Raw genomic sequence first — 17,231 nt, 5'->3', positions numbered from 1 at the left:
TCTCCTCCCGAGGCAAGGCTGGCCCAGGGGACCATCTTGCCGCAGGAGCGGCCAGAAACGAAATTCCAGCCAAGGTTCGTGAAGACTTCAGGGTTACTTTTTGCTGGCAGCCGCGGCTGCTGCAGCGACCGCCTGTGCGCCCTTCATCTGCTCGATCTGGGCATCGAGCACCTGGCGCTTGAGGCTGGTGCCGGACTTCCTCGCGTACCACAGCACCAGCGGTGAGGCGATGAAGATGGAGGAGTAGGTGCCGAGCAGAACACCGATCGTGATCGGCATGGCAAACTCAAGCATGGCGGGATTGCCAAGGAAGAGCAGCACAACCATCGGCGCGAGGGCGGTCGGGCCGGTGAGGAGCGTTCGGGAGAGGGTCTTGCAGATGGCCTCGTTCATCATGTCGCGCATGCTGCCGCCCGTGCCCTTCTGAATGGTTTCACGGATTCGGTCAAACACGACGATGGTGTCATTGATGGAGTAACCGGCGATGGTGAGCAGTGCGCCCACATGGATGATGCTCAGCTCCTGGCCAAACAGCACGCAAAGGCCGGGGACCATGAGCACGTCATGGAAAAGGGCGATGATGGCACCCAGGGCGAAGGCGACTTCGTAGCGCATCATCAGATACCCAAAGATGGCAACCAATGCGATGAGCATTGCCCAGAACGACTGCTTGGCGAGTTCGTCTCCGATGACTGAACCTACAGTCGCGATGCTGGTGCCAGCGACGATGTCACTCTTCCATTTTCCATTGATGGCGTGCTGAATGGCCGTTCCGCTGAGCTCTTCGCAGCGGATGCTCAGATTGACCGCTCCGGTGGCGTCATTCTTGCGCTGAATGTAATAGCTGCCGAGATCGCTGCCGTTCTCCTGCTTAAGCCCTTTGAAGAGGGCGTCAAATTCAGTGTCGGGGATGTCCTTGCCCTTGGCCAGTGTCACATCCACACGGCTGCCGCCGCGGAAGTCGATGCCAAAGCTGGAGCTGCCTTTGTAAGCAAGAGTGCCGAAGGAGATGGCGGTGACAACGAGCGAGGCGATGATGAACTTCGGAGCAGATGAAAGGATGTCGAACACCTTGTCCGGGATGATCTTGGTCGTGTGAATCTTGTGCAGGATGCCCTTGTCCACGACCCACATGAAGATCACGCGTGTGACGATCAGGGCGCCGATCATCGAGGAGATCAAACCAACCATCAGGGTGACGGCAAAGCCTTTGACCAGGCCGCCGGAGATGACGAAAAGGATGATGGCGGAGATGAGGGTGGTGACGTTGGAGTCGGCAATGGCGGAGAATGCCTTGTCATAGGCGGCTTCCAGGGCGGCTGCGAAGGTCTTGCCTGCCTCCATTTCTTCACGCAGACGCTCGTAGATCAGCACGTTTGCGTCCACCGCCATCCCGATGGTGAGCACGACACCGGCGATGCCCGGCATGGTGAGTGTGAAGCCAAACAGGGCCATGGCGCCGAAAAGGATCGCAATGTTGATGATGAGGCCCACAATGGCCACGATGCCGGCTAGGCGGTAGATGAACATCATGAAGCAGGTGGTGATGATCAGCGCGGCGATGCCGATCCACTTGCCCTGGTCGATCGAGGACTGGCCGTAGGCAGAAGAAACCGAGCTCTCGGAAAGGATCTTCATCGGGTTCTGCAACGGATTGCTCAGCAGTGTGGCCAGCGTGTCAGCCTCCTGCTGGGAGAAGCCTTTGCCGCCGCCACCGGAAATTTCCGCCCTGCCGCCGAACTGCTTGGCCTGCAGACGGGGTGCGGAGTGAATCTGGCCGTCCACGATGATGGCCATTTCATGCTGGTAGTGCACCGCGGCAAGTTCATCAAAAAGCTTGGCACCCTCGCTGTTGAACTGGAGCGCCACCTTGTTGCCTTCTGCATCGACGGTGCGGAAAGCTTTGGAAACGTATTTGCCTTCGATGTCCGGCACGTCGCGGACGAGTTCGGAGCGGTTGATGACGGAGCCGTCTTTGGCCGTGATGGGAGTGCTGTAGGGCATCTCGATCCACCCTGGTTCCTTGATGCCGCCACGGGCTTTGATCTGCTCAAGCTTGGCCTGACTGTCAGGATGGACCCTGCGGAATTCCAGGTGGGCCACTGTCTGGATGGTTTTCCGCACTTCCTTGATCTCCTCTTCTGTGATGCCGGGCATCTGAACGACGATCCTGTCAGTGCCTTCAGGCTGGAGGGTCAGGTCTTTCGAGGCGTCGGGATTGAGGCGTCTTTCCAGGATGGCGATCGCCTGCTGCACGTCGCTGCTGGTCACGGCCTTGGGGCTTCCGTCGTCGTTCTTGCCCGGGGCAAGCTGAACGATGAACTCACTTCCTCCCTGGAGGTCGATGCCGAGCTGCAGCTTCATCGCCTTCACCGTGTAGATGGAGGAGAAGGCGGTGAGCGCGACGAGAAGCGTACCCACCCAGCGCTTGGTCTTGTGAACGGCGGTGCCGACATAGACGAGCAGCATCATCAGGAGAGTGGCACCGACAAAGAAGGTGGCGAAGGGATTCATGAACAGTGGGGCTGGTGGGTTGGGAAAATCAGAGAGGCCGCTCAGGCTTCGGTCGCTTCAATGACGTCAGATTTTTTCGTCACTGCGGCGATCTTGACGCGCTCAAACTGAACCTTGACGTTGTCGGCGATCTTGACCATGACGGTCCGGTCCTTCACGCTGGTGATGATGCCATGCATGCCGCTTTCCATGATGACGTGATCATCCACGGCAACGCTGCTGATGAGCTTTTGGTGCTCCTTCATGCGCTTCTGCTGCGGACGGAAGATGACGAAGTACATGATCACGATCATCAGGATCGGAAACATCATTCCATTGCCAAAAATGCCGCCGACAGGTGCGCTAGGCGCTCCCTGGGCAAGAAGAAGGGTGTTTTCGAGAGAGATAGAGATCATGATTCGGAAGCTGCGGGGGTGGACTTGTATTTCGCGACGACCTCAGCCCGGAACTCGGCGAAACAACCCTGATCGATCGCTTGACGTGCCCTGGACGTGAGGGACGCGTAGAAATGCAGGTTATGAAGAGAAATCAACCGCAAACCCAGAATCTCCTGAGCCTGAACCAAATGGCGGATGTAGGCGCGTGAGAAGCCCTGGCACAGGGGGTGGGTGTCTTCGGCGATGGGGCGGAAGTCCCGGGCATAGCAGGCGTTCCGGAGATTCATCATCCCCTCGTGGGTGAAAGCGGTCCCATTTCTGGCCAGCCGGGTGGGAAGCACGCAGTCAAACATGTCAATCCCTCGGGCGATTAGCTCGATGACCTGGGGAGGGGTGCCAAGGCCCATGGCATAGCGGGCTTGATTCGCCGGGAGGTGGGGGGTGACCCATTCGGCGATGCGCATCATGTCCTCCTCGGGCTCTCCGACGCTGAGACCGCCGATGGCGTAGCCGTCGAAGCCCATGGCCACCAGCTCGCGGGCGGATCTTTCGCGCAGCTCTTGATAGACGCTGCCTTGTACAATGCCAAAGTGCTGCTGCGCCCCGCCGCCGGTTTGGGGGCGGTGTTCATCGATCCAAGTTCGGCATCGCCGCGCCCAGCGCAGGGTCAGGTCCAGGCTTTTTTCCGCCTCTTTGGCCTCGCATGGGTAGGGGGTGCACTCGTCAAAGAGCATGGCCACGTCCGAGCCCAGGGTGGCCTGGATCTCCATGGAGGTCTCCGGGCCGATGAACATAGGCGTGCCGTCCAGGTGATTCTGGAAGTGGCAGCCTTCCTCTTTGATCTTCCGTAGCTTGGCCAGTGAAAAGACCTGAAAGCCACCGCTGTCCGTCAAAATAGGGCGGTCCCAGTTGGCAAAGGCGTGCAGACCTCCCGCTTCTTTCATGATCTCCATGCCCGGGCGGACAAAGAGGTGGTAGGTGTTTCCGAGGATGATCTGGGAATTGAGCGCCTTCAGCTCATCCGGGTGCATGGCTTTGACCGTGCCTTGGGTGCCCACCGGCATGAAGACGGGAGTCTCCACCACCCCGTGGGGCGTTATCAGCCGTCCACGGCGTGCGTGGGAGGAGGGGTCGGTGGCAAGGAGTTCGAAAGGCATGGTGCAGCCGGAAAAAGGGCGCGGAGTTTCGCCGATGTGGCGTAAAGAGCAAGCAGGAGGCGACAAAGGCGGTATTTCAGCGCTTGACGAAATCGGTGCAGGTTTATAGAAACGTGCCAATGTTTCTAAATAAATCTTTCATTGCGTTGTCATTGGGGGTCGTTGGCAGCTTGGCAGGCGCCCTATCTGCAATGGGTCAAAGCCCCGCTGTGGATCGCGCAGTGATTGATCAAACGATAAGCGAAGCGCTGCGCACCACTGCTCAGGAAAAGCGTGCCCAGACAGCGGGCTCTGCCGCGACCCAGGCGGAGATCAACCTGCTGGACCGGGAGTTTGGCGTGCAGAATATCAGCGGGCTGGTGCAGCGGAAGCCGGAACAGTTTCTCCTTGCGCTTGAGGCCAGCGGTTTTTTCACCTCAAATGCCGCATTGGTTCCCGGCCCGGAAAGTTCGGACTGGGTGAGCCGCACGGGCCTGCGCGGAGCGTGGTTTCCGAAGCTGACAGAGCGCATCAACCTGCTTGCCATGTCGTACTACTCGCTTTGGCGCTATGCAAATCTTCAGCAGCTCGATTTCGATGATTTTGGCGGCCAGTTTGGCTTGCAGTATCAGGTAGGGCGCGGAGAGCTTGCTGGGGGAAACTCCCGTTTCAGCGCATGGGGCCAGTACCGCTATCAGCGCCTGAGTTCACCTTGGAACTGGGGAAACCGCCTTTATGAAAACCATTTTCTGGAGGTCGGCTTGCGCAAAGGCTGGCGGCTCAGCCCGGATATCAGCGTCTGGCTGGGCGGCAATGCTGCCGTAAGTGTGTCTGGTGCGCCTGATTTTTTCCGACGCAGCGAATACAGCGCCCAGGCCGGGGCTGCATGGCAGGTGATGCCAAAGCTGACGCTCACCACCCTCTACCGCTTTGCATGGTTTGATTACGTCAATGTTAGCCGGAATGATCTGAATCACCTGCTGTTTATGGGGCTGGGCTACCAATTGACCAGCAACCTCATGACGCAGGTTTACGTCAGCGGCGTTTTCAACCACTCCGATGTCAACGCCTTCGACTACAAGGTGCTGAATACCGGCATGGGGGTGGTGTTCGCTTATGCCTGGTGACGCCAGGCTGCACCTTTCACCGTTTTTTGGCAGTGTCCGTTCCAATACCTGAAATAAAAAGACTCCCATGAAGCAACCAGTCCTCTTACTGTCTCTGATGGCAGTGGTGCAAACCACGGCTCTTACCGCAGGGTCCATCACGCTTTCAAGCGGCAGCGTGAAAACGGCAGGCAACCAGGTGACGACGGGGGGTGATGCCCGCGCTCAAGCCACAGTGGATCAGCGCGGCAGTGTCGTCCGGCTTGGTTCCAACACCTCCGCTCAGGTGGGTGACCGGGGTGATGTTTCGCTTTCCAAAGGAGTGCTGCTGATCTCCTCCGGGGATGGCTTTCTGCGCCGTCCGGCGGTGCACGTGACGACGCCGCAAGGTGAGGTCACGGTGCGTGGCTCCGCCATCGTGGCGGTCCTACCGGATGGGTCGGTCAAAATGACCTGTTTGGAAGGCGGTGTGCGTGGGGACTTGGGCGGCCAGAGCATGGCCTTGAATCCTGGCCACCTGATCGTTCAGCGTCCCGAAGGCACGCGCGACACCGTTCAGGTAAATCTCAACACGCTTACTCATTCCAGCCTGCTGCTGGACAACGCCAGCTTCAGGCAACCCTTGGCCGCAGCACCGGAAATCCGTCAGGAAGTGGCGCATCAGGCTCAGCTGTTTGCGGGCACGCTGACGCTTGCCCGCAGTGACAGCAGCGGGGGCAGCACCCAGAAAATCACCCAAGCTGCCGCCGGCGAATACAAGGCGGCTCAGGCGAAAAGTGACAGTCCGGGGCTGCTGACGCGCATTTTCGGCATTGGGGCCTCGAACAGCAGCGCTGGCAATGGCACTGATGCCTCCGCATCAACGGAGCAGGGGGGGAATCCACCACAGACACAAACGGGCAACTTTTTGTCTGTGTCCCCGGGCGGCACCAATCTGCTGCGGGTCTCTGGAGAAGTTTCTGGCAGCAATGTATTTCTCGTCAGCTCGGGTTCTTCCGGCAGCCTGGCGACGGGGTCGCTCTCCATATCTGCTGCGGATAACCAGACCCAGCGCATCCTCACGGTCAGTCCCAACGCGACCACCACGCTCTCCAATCAATCCGCCCCGCATCTGGTGCTGGCCAACGGCAGCACCCAGCAGCTTGTCACCCAGTCCTCTTTGACCTTTTCCGGAAATGCCACTGTGCTGTCAGGAGCCACTCTGACCAAAGCGGGGACCGGCACTCTCACGCTCGGCAATTCTGTGCAGGGGGCCACAGGGGTCACTGTAAGCAGTGGCAGTCTTGTGCTGCAGGGCCCGGCTGCCCAGCAGTACCTCAGTGGCAATCTGACCGTCACAGGCCCCGGGGGGGCTGCGATTACTCCCACGGGTGGCGGCGGCGGGGTTCTCACCTTCCAGCCCACCACGACCAGCACCACTTCGGGAAGCGGCACGCCTTGATTTCAGCTCCGGACAGAGAAGCAGGCTTGCGCTATTCCCGCACACCGCTACTCTCGCCGCCCTTATGCTCAGAGCCGGAATCGTAGGCCTCCCTAATGTAGGCAAATCCACCCTTTTCAACGCCGTCACCCGCACCCGCAAGGCGGAGGCGGCCAACTATCCTTTCTGCACCATCGAGCCCAACACAGGCGTGGTGACCGTGCCGGACGAGCGTCTGGCAGCGCTCTCCAAGCTCTCCGGCTCCCACAAGCTGGTGCCTGCCGCGATCGAGTTCGTCGACATCGCCGGTCTGGTGAAGGGTGCCGCCCAGGGCGAGGGGCTCGGAAACAAGTTCCTGAGCCACATCCGCGAGGTGGACGCCATCGTGCACGTCGTGCGCTGCTTCGAGAATGGAGACATCACCCACGTGAGCGGCACCATCGACCCCGTGACCGACATCGAGGTCATCAATACTGAACTCATCCTCGCCGACATGGAAGCCGTGCAGCGCCGCAAGGAAAAGGGCGAGAAGAAGGCCAAGAGCGGAGACAAGGAGGCAAAGGCCGAGATCGCCCTGTGTGAGAAGCTCATCCCCCACTTTGATGCCGGCAAACCAGCCGTGACGCTGGAGTGCACGGATGACGAGCGCAAGCTGCTGAAGTCATTCTTCCTGATCACCTCCAAGCCCTGCATCTTTGCCTGCAACGTGGCAGAGGACGAACTGGCCAGCGCCTCAAACGATCCGGACAACCATCCCTTCGTGGGCAAGGTGCGCGAGTATGTGCGCCATGCACATGAGGCCACTGCCGTGGTCGTTAGCGCCGCCATCGAGAGCGAACTGATCGACCTGAGCGAGGAAGAGGCCAAGGCCTACCTGGCGGACATCGGAGTGACGGACAGCGGTGTTTCACGCCTCATCAAAGGCGCGTATGATCTGCTGGGACTGCAGACCTATCTGACCACGGGCGAGAAAGAAACCCGCGCTTGGACGATTACCAAGGGCATGAAAGCTCCGCAGGCTGCGGGTGTGATCCATGGCGACTTTGAACGTGGCTTTATCGCGGGCGAGATCGTGCATTTCAATGACCTCATCGAGCTCGGCTCCACCGCCAAGGCCAAGGAGAAAGGCAAGTGGCGCATCGAAGGCAAGGAGTATGTCATGCGCGACGGAGACGTCGTGGAATGGCGCTTCAACGTGTGATGCCGCGGGGCGGGTGTTTCAGCCCGCCGCCGCTTTTCCATCGAAGCGCAGGTTCCGCATCACGGGTTTTCTCTCCAGATGCGTCCCTGGCCCGTGCGGAAGCTGCGTTCCAGGCTTCCATAGAGTGAATTGAGCCGGGTTTCTTCCTTGATCACAAATTCTACCGTGTGGGCATGGGTGGAAGCCGGATAATTTTTGACCACCTTGGGATTGGTCAGATCAGGTGACACGCGGCCCGCCGCCTGTTCGAAAAGCCCCTTGGCCCGATCCAGGGCCTGGGTGCCTGCGCCCACGGTGCTGCTGCCTGTTTCAGGCTTGTAGGGCTCCAAAAAATAGAAACGGATGATCTGAGCGGAGTTGAGCGTCAGGTTCACCTCGACCACCCGGGCGACGCCATCTGAAATATACTCGTGTTTGGACAGAGCAATGATCGCATTGCAGCGGACGAGGTAGTTGCCGCCCTGCAGGCGGGCATCCCAGAGGCCGTCACGCGTCACATCGTCCTGGGCTGTCGGAGTTGCAGGACTCTGCGCTTGAAGAGAAATCGTCAAAAACAACGAGAGGATAATGAGGAGAGTTTTCATGGGCTGAGTAGGAGGAAGACTAGCACTAAGGTGGCATGAAAGGACAACCCTTTATTTGGGGGAATGTTTCCGCCGAAAGAAAAAGGAGGCCGGAAAGGCCCATCTTCAAAAGTGGCATCATCCATTCAGTTTCCTGGCCGGAGCGCGTACTTTAAACCCAGACAACCCCTCACGCGCACCATGTTCAAGTTCTCCGGCCAAGGCTCCATCACCAATTGCGACGGCATCACGCGTCGTGACTTCTTGCAGGCAGGCGCGCTCGGCGCCATCGGGCTGACGATGCCTGGCTTTGCCAAACTGAAGGCGGAAGGGCGGGTGGACGCGAAGAAGAGCAACAAAGCCTGCATCATGATCTTCAACCTAGGGGCACCGAGCCAGCAGGACCTGTGGGACATGAAGCCGGATGCGCCGAGCGAGATCCGCGGGCCCTTCAAGCCGATCCGCACCAAGAGCGATGCGTTTGAGATTTCGGAAATCCTGCCGCTGCACGCAAAGATCGCGGACAAGTTCAGCCTCGTCCGCTCCTGCTACCATACTGCCGCCGCAGTGCATGACACGGGGCACCAGATGATGCAGACGGGCCGGCTTTTCACCGGCGGTGTGAACACGCCGCATGTGGGCAGCGCGCTGGAGTTTCTGCAAGGCCGCCGCAGTGACCTGCCCGCCCATGTGATCCTGCCGGAGTCGATGGGACCCACGGGCGGCAACATGCCGCACGGCCAGGACGCCGGATTCCTTGGAAAGTCTTACGACCCCTTTGTGCTGAACGCAGACCCTGCGGTGAAGGATTTCAAGGTGCCGGATCTGCTGCCGCCGAAGGAGATCGGCGAGGTGCGCCTGGAGCGCCGCCGTGAGCTGCGGGAGCTTGTGGACAGCAGCGTGCGCAATTTTGAATACAGCGAGCAGGCAAAGCTGATGGATTCCAACTTTGAGTCCGCCTACCGCATCATGACGAGCTCGCAGGCGCGTGAGGCCTTTGACCTGACCAAGGAGCCGATGAAGGTGCGCGAGCGTTACGGCCTGAACCGCTTTGGCCAGAGCTGCCTGCTGGCGCGTCGTCTGGTGGAGCGCGGCGTGCGTTTCGTGACGGTGAACACGTTTATCACCGTGTTTGGCGAGATCACCTGGGACATCCACGGCTCGAAGCCTTTCACCAGCATCGAGGGCATGCGCGACATCGTGGCCCCGATGTATGACCAGGGTTACAGCGCGCTGATCGAGGATCTCTTTCAGCGCGGCATGCTGGATGACACGATGGTCACCTGCCTCGCCGAATTTGGCCGCACCCCCAAGATCAATCCTGCCGGCGGCCGCGACCACTGGCCGAACTGCTGGACGGTGAATTTTGCCGGTGGCGGCGTGAAAGGCGGCCACGTGGTGGGCAAGAGCGACGACATCGGTGGCTACCCCACCGAACGCCCTGTGGCGCCAAAGGAGATCGTTGCCACGATTTATCAGGCCATGGGAATCGACCTCACCACCGAGTTGCCCGGGCCGCAGGGCAGGCCGTACCCGGTCGTGGATTTTGGAACGCAGGCGATCAAGGAGCTGTTTGCGTAACACGAGCCTTCGGACTCCCAACTTCATCACGTCTCACTCATGATGTTTCGTTCCTTCATTGTCCTTGCGGTTCTTGCGTCGGCAAGTGCGGCTGAAGTCCCGTCCTTCCGCAACACGATCCAGCCGATCCTCACACGCTATGGATGCGCCATGGGTGCGTGCCATGGTGCGGCTGCGGGGCAGGGTGGTTTTCGCCTGTCGCTGCGCGGGTTTGATGATGAGGGGGACTGGATCTCCATCACCCGCAGTGCCAATGGGCGCAGGCTCACGCTGGAAGATCCGGCGCGCAGTTTGTTTCTGCTGAAGGCGGTGAAAGCGGTGCCGCACAAGGGGGACAAGCGCTTTGAGGTGAACTCACCGGAGTACAAAGCGATCGCCGACTGGATCGCTGCGGGTGCGCCGGGGCCGAAGGCGGATGATCCACGCATCATCGCGCTGGAGGTGGAGCCGAAGCAACTGGTGACAAAGCCGGGCCTGACGCTGCCGCTCAAGGTGACCGCAAAGTTCAGTGACGGGCACAGCGAAGACGTGACCCGCTGGACCAAGTACAACGGCGTGAACGCCAGTGTGGCCGCCGTAGACGAGCAGGGCGTGGTGAAAACGACCGGGCGGGGAGAGACCGCCATCAGCGCGTGGTATCTGAGCCGCCTGGCGGTCTCGACGATCATAGTGCCGAATGACGGCAGGGTGGATGAGCCTGCGTTTGCGCAGATGAAGCCGCGCAATTTCATCGACGAGCAGGTGCTGACCAAGCTGCGCGCGCTGAACATCCCGCCGTCCGGACGTGCAGAGGATCATGAGTTTTTGCGGCGTGCGTTTCTGGACACCATCGGTGTTTTGCCCTCGCTCGAGGAAACGCGCGCCTTTCTGGCCGACAAGAGTGCTGACAAGCGTGACCGGCTGATCGAGGCGCTGCTGCAGCGGCCTGAGTTTGTGGATTACTGGTCGCACCGCTGGAGCGATCTGCTGCTGGTGAACGGCGACAAGCTGATGCCGCAGGCCATGTGGTCCTACTACAACTGGATCCGCCGCAACGTGGCCGCCAACACGCCCTGGGATATGATGGTGCGCGACCTGCTGACTGCCACCGGCAGCACGCTGGAAAATGGCGCGGGCAATTTCTTCATCCTGAACGACGAGCCGACCAAGTGTGCTGAAACGATCAGCGTGGCCTTCCTCGGCACGTCCATCGCCTGCGCGAAGTGTCACAACCACCCGATGGAGAAGTGGACGAACAATGAGTACTTTGCCTTTGCCAACATGCTCTCCCGTGTGCGCACCAAGAACGGCACGCAGGCCGATGAGCGGGTGCTTTTTTCCTCTGATGATGGCGAATTGGTGCAGCCGCTCACCGGCAAGCCGCAGCCTCCGCACCCGCTGGATGTGACCACGCCGGTCTCGATGACCTCGACTGAAGACCGCCGGGTGCCGCTGGCGAAATGGCTGACCGGCGCGGACAACAAGCTTTTCCAGCGCGCCATTGTGAACCGCGTGTGGGCCAATTTCTTCGGCTCCGGACTGGTGGAAGCCGTGGACGATCTGCGTGTGACGAATCCCGCCAGCAACGAGCCCTTGTTTGCGGCTGCCTGCGACCACCTTGTGCAGCACAAGTTTGATCTGAAGGTCCTCATGCGGACCATTTTGCAAAGCGAGACCTACCAGCGCAGCAGCGTCACGCAGCCGGAGAATATCACGGATCTTCGCTATGGCTCGCACTACGTGCCGCGCCGTCTGAAGGCAGAGGTGCTGCTGGACACGGTGTCCCAGGTGACCGCCGCGCCCACCACCTTCAAGATCGACAAGCGCAACGCCAACCGCGGCACCAGCGAGAGCTACCCCATGGGCTTCCGGGCGCTGCAATTGCCAGACAGCAACATCGCCAGCTACTTCCTCAAGAGCTTTGGCCGCGCCGACCGCGTGGCCACCTGCGAATGTGAACGCACCAACGAGCCCAGCATGGCACAGGCGCTGCACATCGCGAACGGGGACACGCTCAACCAAAAGCTCGCTCAAAAAGACAACCGCCTGGACGCGCTACTGGCTGCCAAGCTGAGCAACGAAAAGATCATCGAGGAGGCCTATCTCATCGCACTGACGCGCCTGCCCACCGAGCGTGAGGCTGCCAAGGCGGCTGACATGCTGGCCAAAGCCTCAGCCGATGACCGCCGCACCACTTTGGAAGACATATTCTGGGGGCTGATGAGCTCGAAGGAGTTTTTGTTTAATCACTAATAGGAGTGTTTCATGAGTTTTACGCGTTTCATTTTTCTCCTGTCGGTTTCCATGACGGCAGCCCGCGCCCAGACAGTGGACTACACCAAGCAGATCGTTCCGCTTTGGGAGACCTACTGCATCGACTGTCATGACGACACGGATGCAGACGGAGAGTTTCGGCTGGACACTTTTGCCAACCTGATGAAGGGCGGCAAGGAAGGGAAGGCGATCGTGGCGGGCAAGGCGGCTGAGTCGATGCTGGTGAAGTTTCTCGAAGGGCATTCGGGGCGCGGAGGCAAGAATGAATTCATGCCTCCGGGCAAGCGTGAAAAGCTCAAAGCGGAGGAGATTGCAGTGATCAAAACTTGGATCGACGCGGGGGCCAAAGGCCCTGAGGTGGCCGAGGCAAAGCCGATGCCGCGCGAGGTGATCACGCCGCAGATCAAACCGACGGTGCCGCCCAAGCATGCGGTGCAAGCGGTGGCGTTTTCGCCTAAGGTGCAGTTCATCGCCGTGGGTCGCTACGGAGAGGTGGAGCTGATCAATCCGGTGACACGGGTGGTGGTGCGCAAGCTCATGGGCTTCAAAGGGAAAGCCAACGCGGTCGCGTTCTCCCCAGATGGGGCGACGGTTTATGCTGCTGGTGGTGAGGCGGGCATCGTAGGTATGGTGAAGAGCTGGAAGACGAGCGATGGCACGGCTCTGCAGTCCTTTGAAGGACATCTGGATGCTGCGTATGCGCTGGCGGTTTCGCCCGATGGGAAGATGATCGCCACGGGGGCGTATGATCAGAAGATCCGGCTCTGGGACACGGCCACGGGCAAGGAGATCGCGCTGCTGAAAGGACACAACGGCGCAGTCAACGGCCTCTCCTTCCGGCCGGATGGCAAGGTGCTGGCCAGTGCCAGCGCGGATCGCACGGTGAAGCTCTGGAGCATTCCTAGCGGCCAGCGGCTCGACACGCTTTCGCAGCCAACGAAGGAACAGACGAGCACGGTTTTCAGCGCAGATGGCAAGCATCTCTTTGCCGCAGGCGGGGACAACCGCATTCGCCAGTGGAGCATCAGCACCGATGCCAAGGAGGGGACTAACAAGATCATCACCAGCCGTTTTGCTCATGAAGGCGGCATTTTAAATCTTGCGCTGTCCATGGATGGGCATCTGCTTGCCTCCACCTCGACGGACAAGTCACTCAAAATCTGGAGCACGGCAGACCTCACGGAGAAGGTGCCGCTGGAGAAGCAGCCAGACTGGTCTCCGGCACTGGCCTTTACGGACAAGGCACAGCTCGTGACGGGTCGTGTGGACGGCAGCCTCAGCGTGTATGAATCTGCCACCGGCAAAGTGGTGATGGCTCCTGCGCCAGCCAAGCCGGCGATGGTGGTGAAGCCTGAGCTGACACGGGTGGCTCCGCAGGCTGCGCATGTCGGCGGAGAGCTGATGGTGAGCATTGCTGGCAAAAACATCACCACAGACATGCAGGTCATGACTTCTTATCCCGGCATCAAGGCGCAGCTGGTGAAGAGTACGGTCAAGCCGACGACAGCGAGGGTCAAGATCACCGCCAGTTCCGAGGTGCCGCGTGGTGCCTACGAGGTGTGGCTCAAGAGCGCGGCAGGAGAGTCTGCGCGGATGAAAATCTATGCTGATGATCTAGCACCGCTGGTCGCCAAGGCGGCGGATTTCAAAGAAGGAGCTGTCAGCATTGCCGCTTTGCCAGCGAGCCTCTGGGGCACACTGACGGAGATCGGCCAGCATGATGCGTATCTGTTCAAGGCTAAGGCGGGGGAGGAGCTGGTGTTTGACCTCGCAGTGGCGCAGATCGGCAGCAAGGCTAAATCCCCCACGGTGGAGATCCTGGATGCACAGCACAACGTGCTTGCTGTGAACCGTGGACTGGAAAGCGGCAGCGATCCATTCCTGGCCTGGAAAGCGCCTGCGGATGGCGATTACCTCGCGGTGGTGAGCAACACCACGATGGACGGCAGTGCAGAGCATGCCTACCGGCTGACCGTGGGCGCACTGCCGTATGTCACAGCATGGGCCCCGCTGACAGCGCAGGCTGGCAAAGAGACCAAGGTCACGCTCATCGGTCATCACCTCGGAGGCAAGGCCACGGTCATGATGAAGGCCGAGAAGGAGGGCATGATGAATGTGCCGCTGGATGCCGGGGCGCTGAGATTCCGCTCCATGCCTGCGCTGCGCGTGGGCGCGCTGCCCCAGGCGGAGGAAGTGGAAGGGAACGACGATGTCGCCAAGGCGCAGGTAATTGCCGCGCCAGTCACCGTGGGGGCACGCCTGGCGCAGGCGCATGATGTGGACTGCTTTGCCTTTGAGGCCAAAAAAGGTCAGAGCTGGATCATTGAGACGCTGGCTGGCATGGCCGGCTCGCCTGCGGATACCAAGATCGAAGTGCTGCATGCCGACGGCAAGCCGGTGCAGCGCATGCTGCTGCAGGCCGTGCGCGACAGCTACAACAATTTCCGCAGCGTGGATGCCAACAACCCTGACATCCGCCTGCAAAACTGGGAGGAGATGGAGTTGAACGAATACGCCTATTTCAACGGCGATGTGATGAAGATCATCCGCATGCCCCGTGGTCCTGATGGCGGCTGCTTTTTCTACACCACGGGAGGCAAGCGCCGTGCCTACTTTGACACCACGGCCAATTCGCACTCGCTTGATGAACCCTGCTATATCGTGGAACCCAAGGAGATCGGAAGCCACATCGTGCCAAACGGGCTGCCTGTTTTCACCTTGAACTATGCCAACGATGACAGCGGCGACCGCAAGATCGGCAGCGATTCACGCCTGACCTTCAATGCGCCGGCGGACGGCAGGTATCTGGTGAAAGTTACCGATACCCGCAGCTGGGGCGGAGAGCGCTATGTGTATGCGCTCAGCATCCGTCAGCCGATGCCTGATTTCAGCGTGAAGCTCGCTGGCATGAACCCCACGGTGATGCCTGGCGCGTCCGTCGGCTTTTCTTTCCGCGCCGAGCGCGTGGATGGCTTCGATGATCCTATTCAGATCGACATCACGGGCTTGCCTGCCGGGTATTACGCTTCCAGCCCGATCATCATCGAAGCCGGGCACGACCTGATCAGCGGCAGCCTGCGTGCAGCTCCGGATGCCGCAGCGAATGCCGACTGGAGCAAGCTCAAGATCACGGCGAAATCCAAGGCTCTCACACACGACGCGGGAACCTTCGGTAAAGTCACGCTGGGTGCTGCGCCGAAGTTCATCATTGTCATGGAACCCGATGCGGGCGGCAAGGCGGTGATGCGGGAGATCAGGGATGAAATCAAGCCCCTCGAAATCACCTTGGCTCCCGGGCAGACGGTGAAGGCTTGGATCCGTGCCGTGCGCATGGGCAATGACGGCATCCTCAACCTGGACGTGCACGGCCTGCCTCATGGAGTGATCGTGGATGACATCGGCCTCAACGGCGTGCAGATCCGAGAAAAGGAAAACGAGCGCCCGATTTTCTTCCGCGCCGCGAACTGGGTGAAGGATCAGGATGCGCTCATCCACGCCGCCCTCAGCTCTGCACGCAATGAACACGACAGCGCGGGGCTGCAGACCAGCTTTCCGCTGCTGATGAAAATTCGGAAGCCGGCGGGTGTGGCGGGGAGGTGAGGGGCTGGTGGCTGACAGAGTTCAGCCAGGACTGGCGTTCACACTTCCCTCATGAACCGCCGCCATTTTCTCAAGCAGTCCTTTGCCGCATCTGCCGCCTACGTTTCCGCGCCAGCCATTCTGAGTGCGCGGTCGCCGAATTCGATGTTCCAGGTGGCGTCCATTGGGGTGGGTGGGATGGGGGCGGTGACGATGATGAGCGTGCTGCAGCACCCGAAGGTGCGGCTGGTGGGCATGTGTGATGTGGATGCCAGGACGCTGGAGCTCGCTCGCGGTGGCAATGCGACGCGGCGTAAGGAATTGCAGGACCCGGATGCAGCGAAGCGGCTGGAAGGGGCGGAGGCGTATCGCGACTACCGCGAGATGATCGCCAAGATGGGTGACAGCGTGGATGCGGTGACGATCGGCACGCCGGACCACATGCATGCGGCCATGGCGGTCACGGCGCTGCGGGCGAAGAAGCACGTTTATTTGCAGAAGCCGCTGACGCATCACATTCATGAGGCACGGATTCTGGGCGCGGAGGCGGCCAAAGCCGGGGTGACCACGCAGATGGGCACGCAGGGGCATTCCACCGTCGAGACCCTGCTGACGGTCGATCTCATCAAGAGCGGGGCCATCGGCAAGGTGAAGGAGGTCATCTGTTGGGAGAACAAAAAGGCCAACTGGTGGCCCAAGGTGACTGAGCGCAAGACACAGGCGGACGCAGTGCCAGCGAACCTCGATTGGAACCTGTGGCTGGGCGTTGCCAATGAAGTGCCGTTTCTCGAAGGCGCCTACCACCCGTCCATGTGGCGTTCCTGGGTGGATTTCGGCGTGGGCATGATGGGAGACATGGGCTGCCACTATTTTGACGTGGTCTCCTCCTGCCTTGGCCTTATGGCACCCACACGGGTACGGTGTCTGGATGAAGGCAGCAAGGGAGACTTGTATGCGTTAAAGCGCCATCTGGAGTATGAGTTTCCCGGCACTTCCTTGACCGCTGCCGACAAGATCAAGATGACCTGGACGGATGGCGGCTACCCGTATGATTCCCGTGTCATCAAGCCCTCGGTGCTGACCAAGGACACGCCGAGCGGCATCTTCTTCATAGGCGAAGACGGGAGCATCTTCAAACCGCACAGCCAGCGTCCCTGGCTGGTGCCAGAGGAAAAACTCACGGGCTTTACCTATCCGAAAAACCGCATCGCCAACCATTACACCGACTGGGTTGACGCCTGCATGAAGGGGGAGAAGGCCGCAGCCGACCTGCCCACCTACGGGTGTCCCCTGACGGAGGCCGTGCTCCTCGGGGTGCTGGCCGAGCGCAATCCGGGCGGCTGGATTGAGTGGGACGCAGCAGCAGGGCAGGTGACCAACCGGCCGGAGCTGAACCCTCAGCTGGTGCGCAAATACCGGGAGGGCTGGAGCGTGCCAGGGCTGGGCTGAAACGGCTAGCTGCTCGCAACGCAAGCACAAAAAAGAATGTAAGTTGTTTATC

Annotated in this window: 11 protein-coding genes; 7 read left to right on the top strand and 4 right to left on the bottom strand. The window is 60.2% G+C overall.

Annotation, left to right across the window (positions count from 1 at the left end; genetic code table 11):
- Positions 1–93: 93 nt before the first annotated feature.
- The 3 genes from secD to tgt are packed head-to-tail and all read right to left on the bottom strand — an operon-like array spanning position 94 to position 4,048.
- Positions 94–2,514 carry a protein translocase subunit SecD gene (secD, locus tag ACFQDI_RS09545; RefSeq protein WP_377165844.1) on the bottom strand — a complete coding sequence of 807 codons (2,421 nt, stop codon included), beginning with the start codon at positions 2,512–2,514 and terminating at the stop codon, positions 94–96.
- Between the two features lie 41 nt (positions 2,515–2,555).
- Complete coding sequence (yajC, locus tag ACFQDI_RS09540; protein ID WP_377165842.1) at positions 2,556–2,909, bottom strand: preprotein translocase subunit YajC; 354 nt, start codon at positions 2,907–2,909, stop codon at positions 2,556–2,558.
- The gene (tgt, locus tag ACFQDI_RS09535) at positions 2,906–4,048 is read right to left on the bottom strand and encodes a tRNA guanosine(34) transglycosylase Tgt (RefSeq protein ID WP_377165840.1); all 1,143 of its coding nucleotides are present in this window, start codon (positions 4,046–4,048) and stop codon (positions 2,906–2,908) included. The genes yajC and tgt overlap by 4 nt, the downstream gene beginning before the upstream one ends.
- A 119-nt stretch (positions 4,049–4,167) precedes the next feature.
- On the opposite strand from tgt, the gene ACFQDI_RS09530 reads away from it, so the two are divergent.
- The 3 genes from ACFQDI_RS09530 to ychF all read left to right on the top strand — a co-directional run bounded on the left by ACFQDI_RS09530 (position 4,168) and on the right by ychF (position 7,754).
- Positions 4,168–5,154: a porin family protein gene (locus ACFQDI_RS09530; RefSeq protein ID WP_377165839.1), complete on the top strand. Its 987-nt coding sequence runs from the start codon at positions 4,168–4,170 to the stop codon at positions 5,152–5,154.
- A 67-nt stretch (positions 5,155–5,221) separates the two neighbouring features.
- On the top strand, positions 5,222–6,574 hold the full coding sequence (locus tag ACFQDI_RS09525; protein WP_377165837.1) for a FecR domain-containing protein: 1,353 nt from the start codon (positions 5,222–5,224) through the stop codon (positions 6,572–6,574).
- A 64-nt stretch (positions 6,575–6,638) separates the two neighbouring features.
- On the top strand, positions 6,639–7,754 hold the full coding sequence (ychF, locus tag ACFQDI_RS09520; RefSeq protein WP_377165835.1) for a redox-regulated ATPase YchF: 1,116 nt from the start codon (positions 6,639–6,641) through the stop codon (positions 7,752–7,754).
- Between the two features lie 59 nt (positions 7,755–7,813).
- Here the strand turns inward: ychF and ACFQDI_RS09515 are convergent, their stop codons facing one another.
- Entirely contained in the window at positions 7,814–8,338 is a 525-nt protein-coding gene (locus ACFQDI_RS09515; protein ID WP_377165833.1) for a hypothetical protein, read from the bottom strand.
- A 180-nt stretch (positions 8,339–8,518) separates the two neighbouring features.
- Between ACFQDI_RS09515 and ACFQDI_RS09510 the strand changes: the two genes are divergently transcribed.
- The 4 genes from ACFQDI_RS09510 to ACFQDI_RS09495 are packed head-to-tail and all read left to right on the top strand — an operon-like array spanning position 8,519 to position 17,179.
- On the top strand, positions 8,519–9,898 hold the full coding sequence (locus ACFQDI_RS09510; RefSeq protein WP_377165831.1) for a DUF1501 domain-containing protein: 1,380 nt from the start codon (positions 8,519–8,521) through the stop codon (positions 9,896–9,898).
- 39 nt (positions 9,899–9,937) lie between these two features.
- A complete protein-coding gene (locus ACFQDI_RS09505) occupies positions 9,938–12,130 on the top strand; it encodes a DUF1549 domain-containing protein (RefSeq protein ID WP_377165829.1) in 2,193 nt (730 codons plus the stop codon).
- Between the two features lie 12 nt (positions 12,131–12,142).
- Complete coding sequence (locus tag ACFQDI_RS09500) at positions 12,143–15,751, top strand: c-type cytochrome domain-containing protein (protein WP_377165827.1); 3,609 nt, start codon at positions 12,143–12,145, stop codon at positions 15,749–15,751.
- A gap of 51 nt (positions 15,752–15,802) precedes the next feature.
- Complete coding sequence (locus ACFQDI_RS09495) at positions 15,803–17,179, top strand: Gfo/Idh/MocA family protein (RefSeq protein ID WP_377165825.1); 1,377 nt, start codon at positions 15,803–15,805, stop codon at positions 17,177–17,179.
- Positions 17,180–17,231 lie beyond the last annotated feature (52 nt).

The sequence above is a fragment of the Prosthecobacter fluviatilis genome (genome assembly GCF_042655725.1).
Classification (GTDB): Bacteria; Verrucomicrobiota; Verrucomicrobiia; order Verrucomicrobiales; family Verrucomicrobiaceae; genus Prosthecobacter; species Prosthecobacter fluviatilis.
The sequence above is the reverse complement of the archived record's forward strand: the minus strand, read 5'-3'. Positions and strand labels throughout refer to the sequence as shown.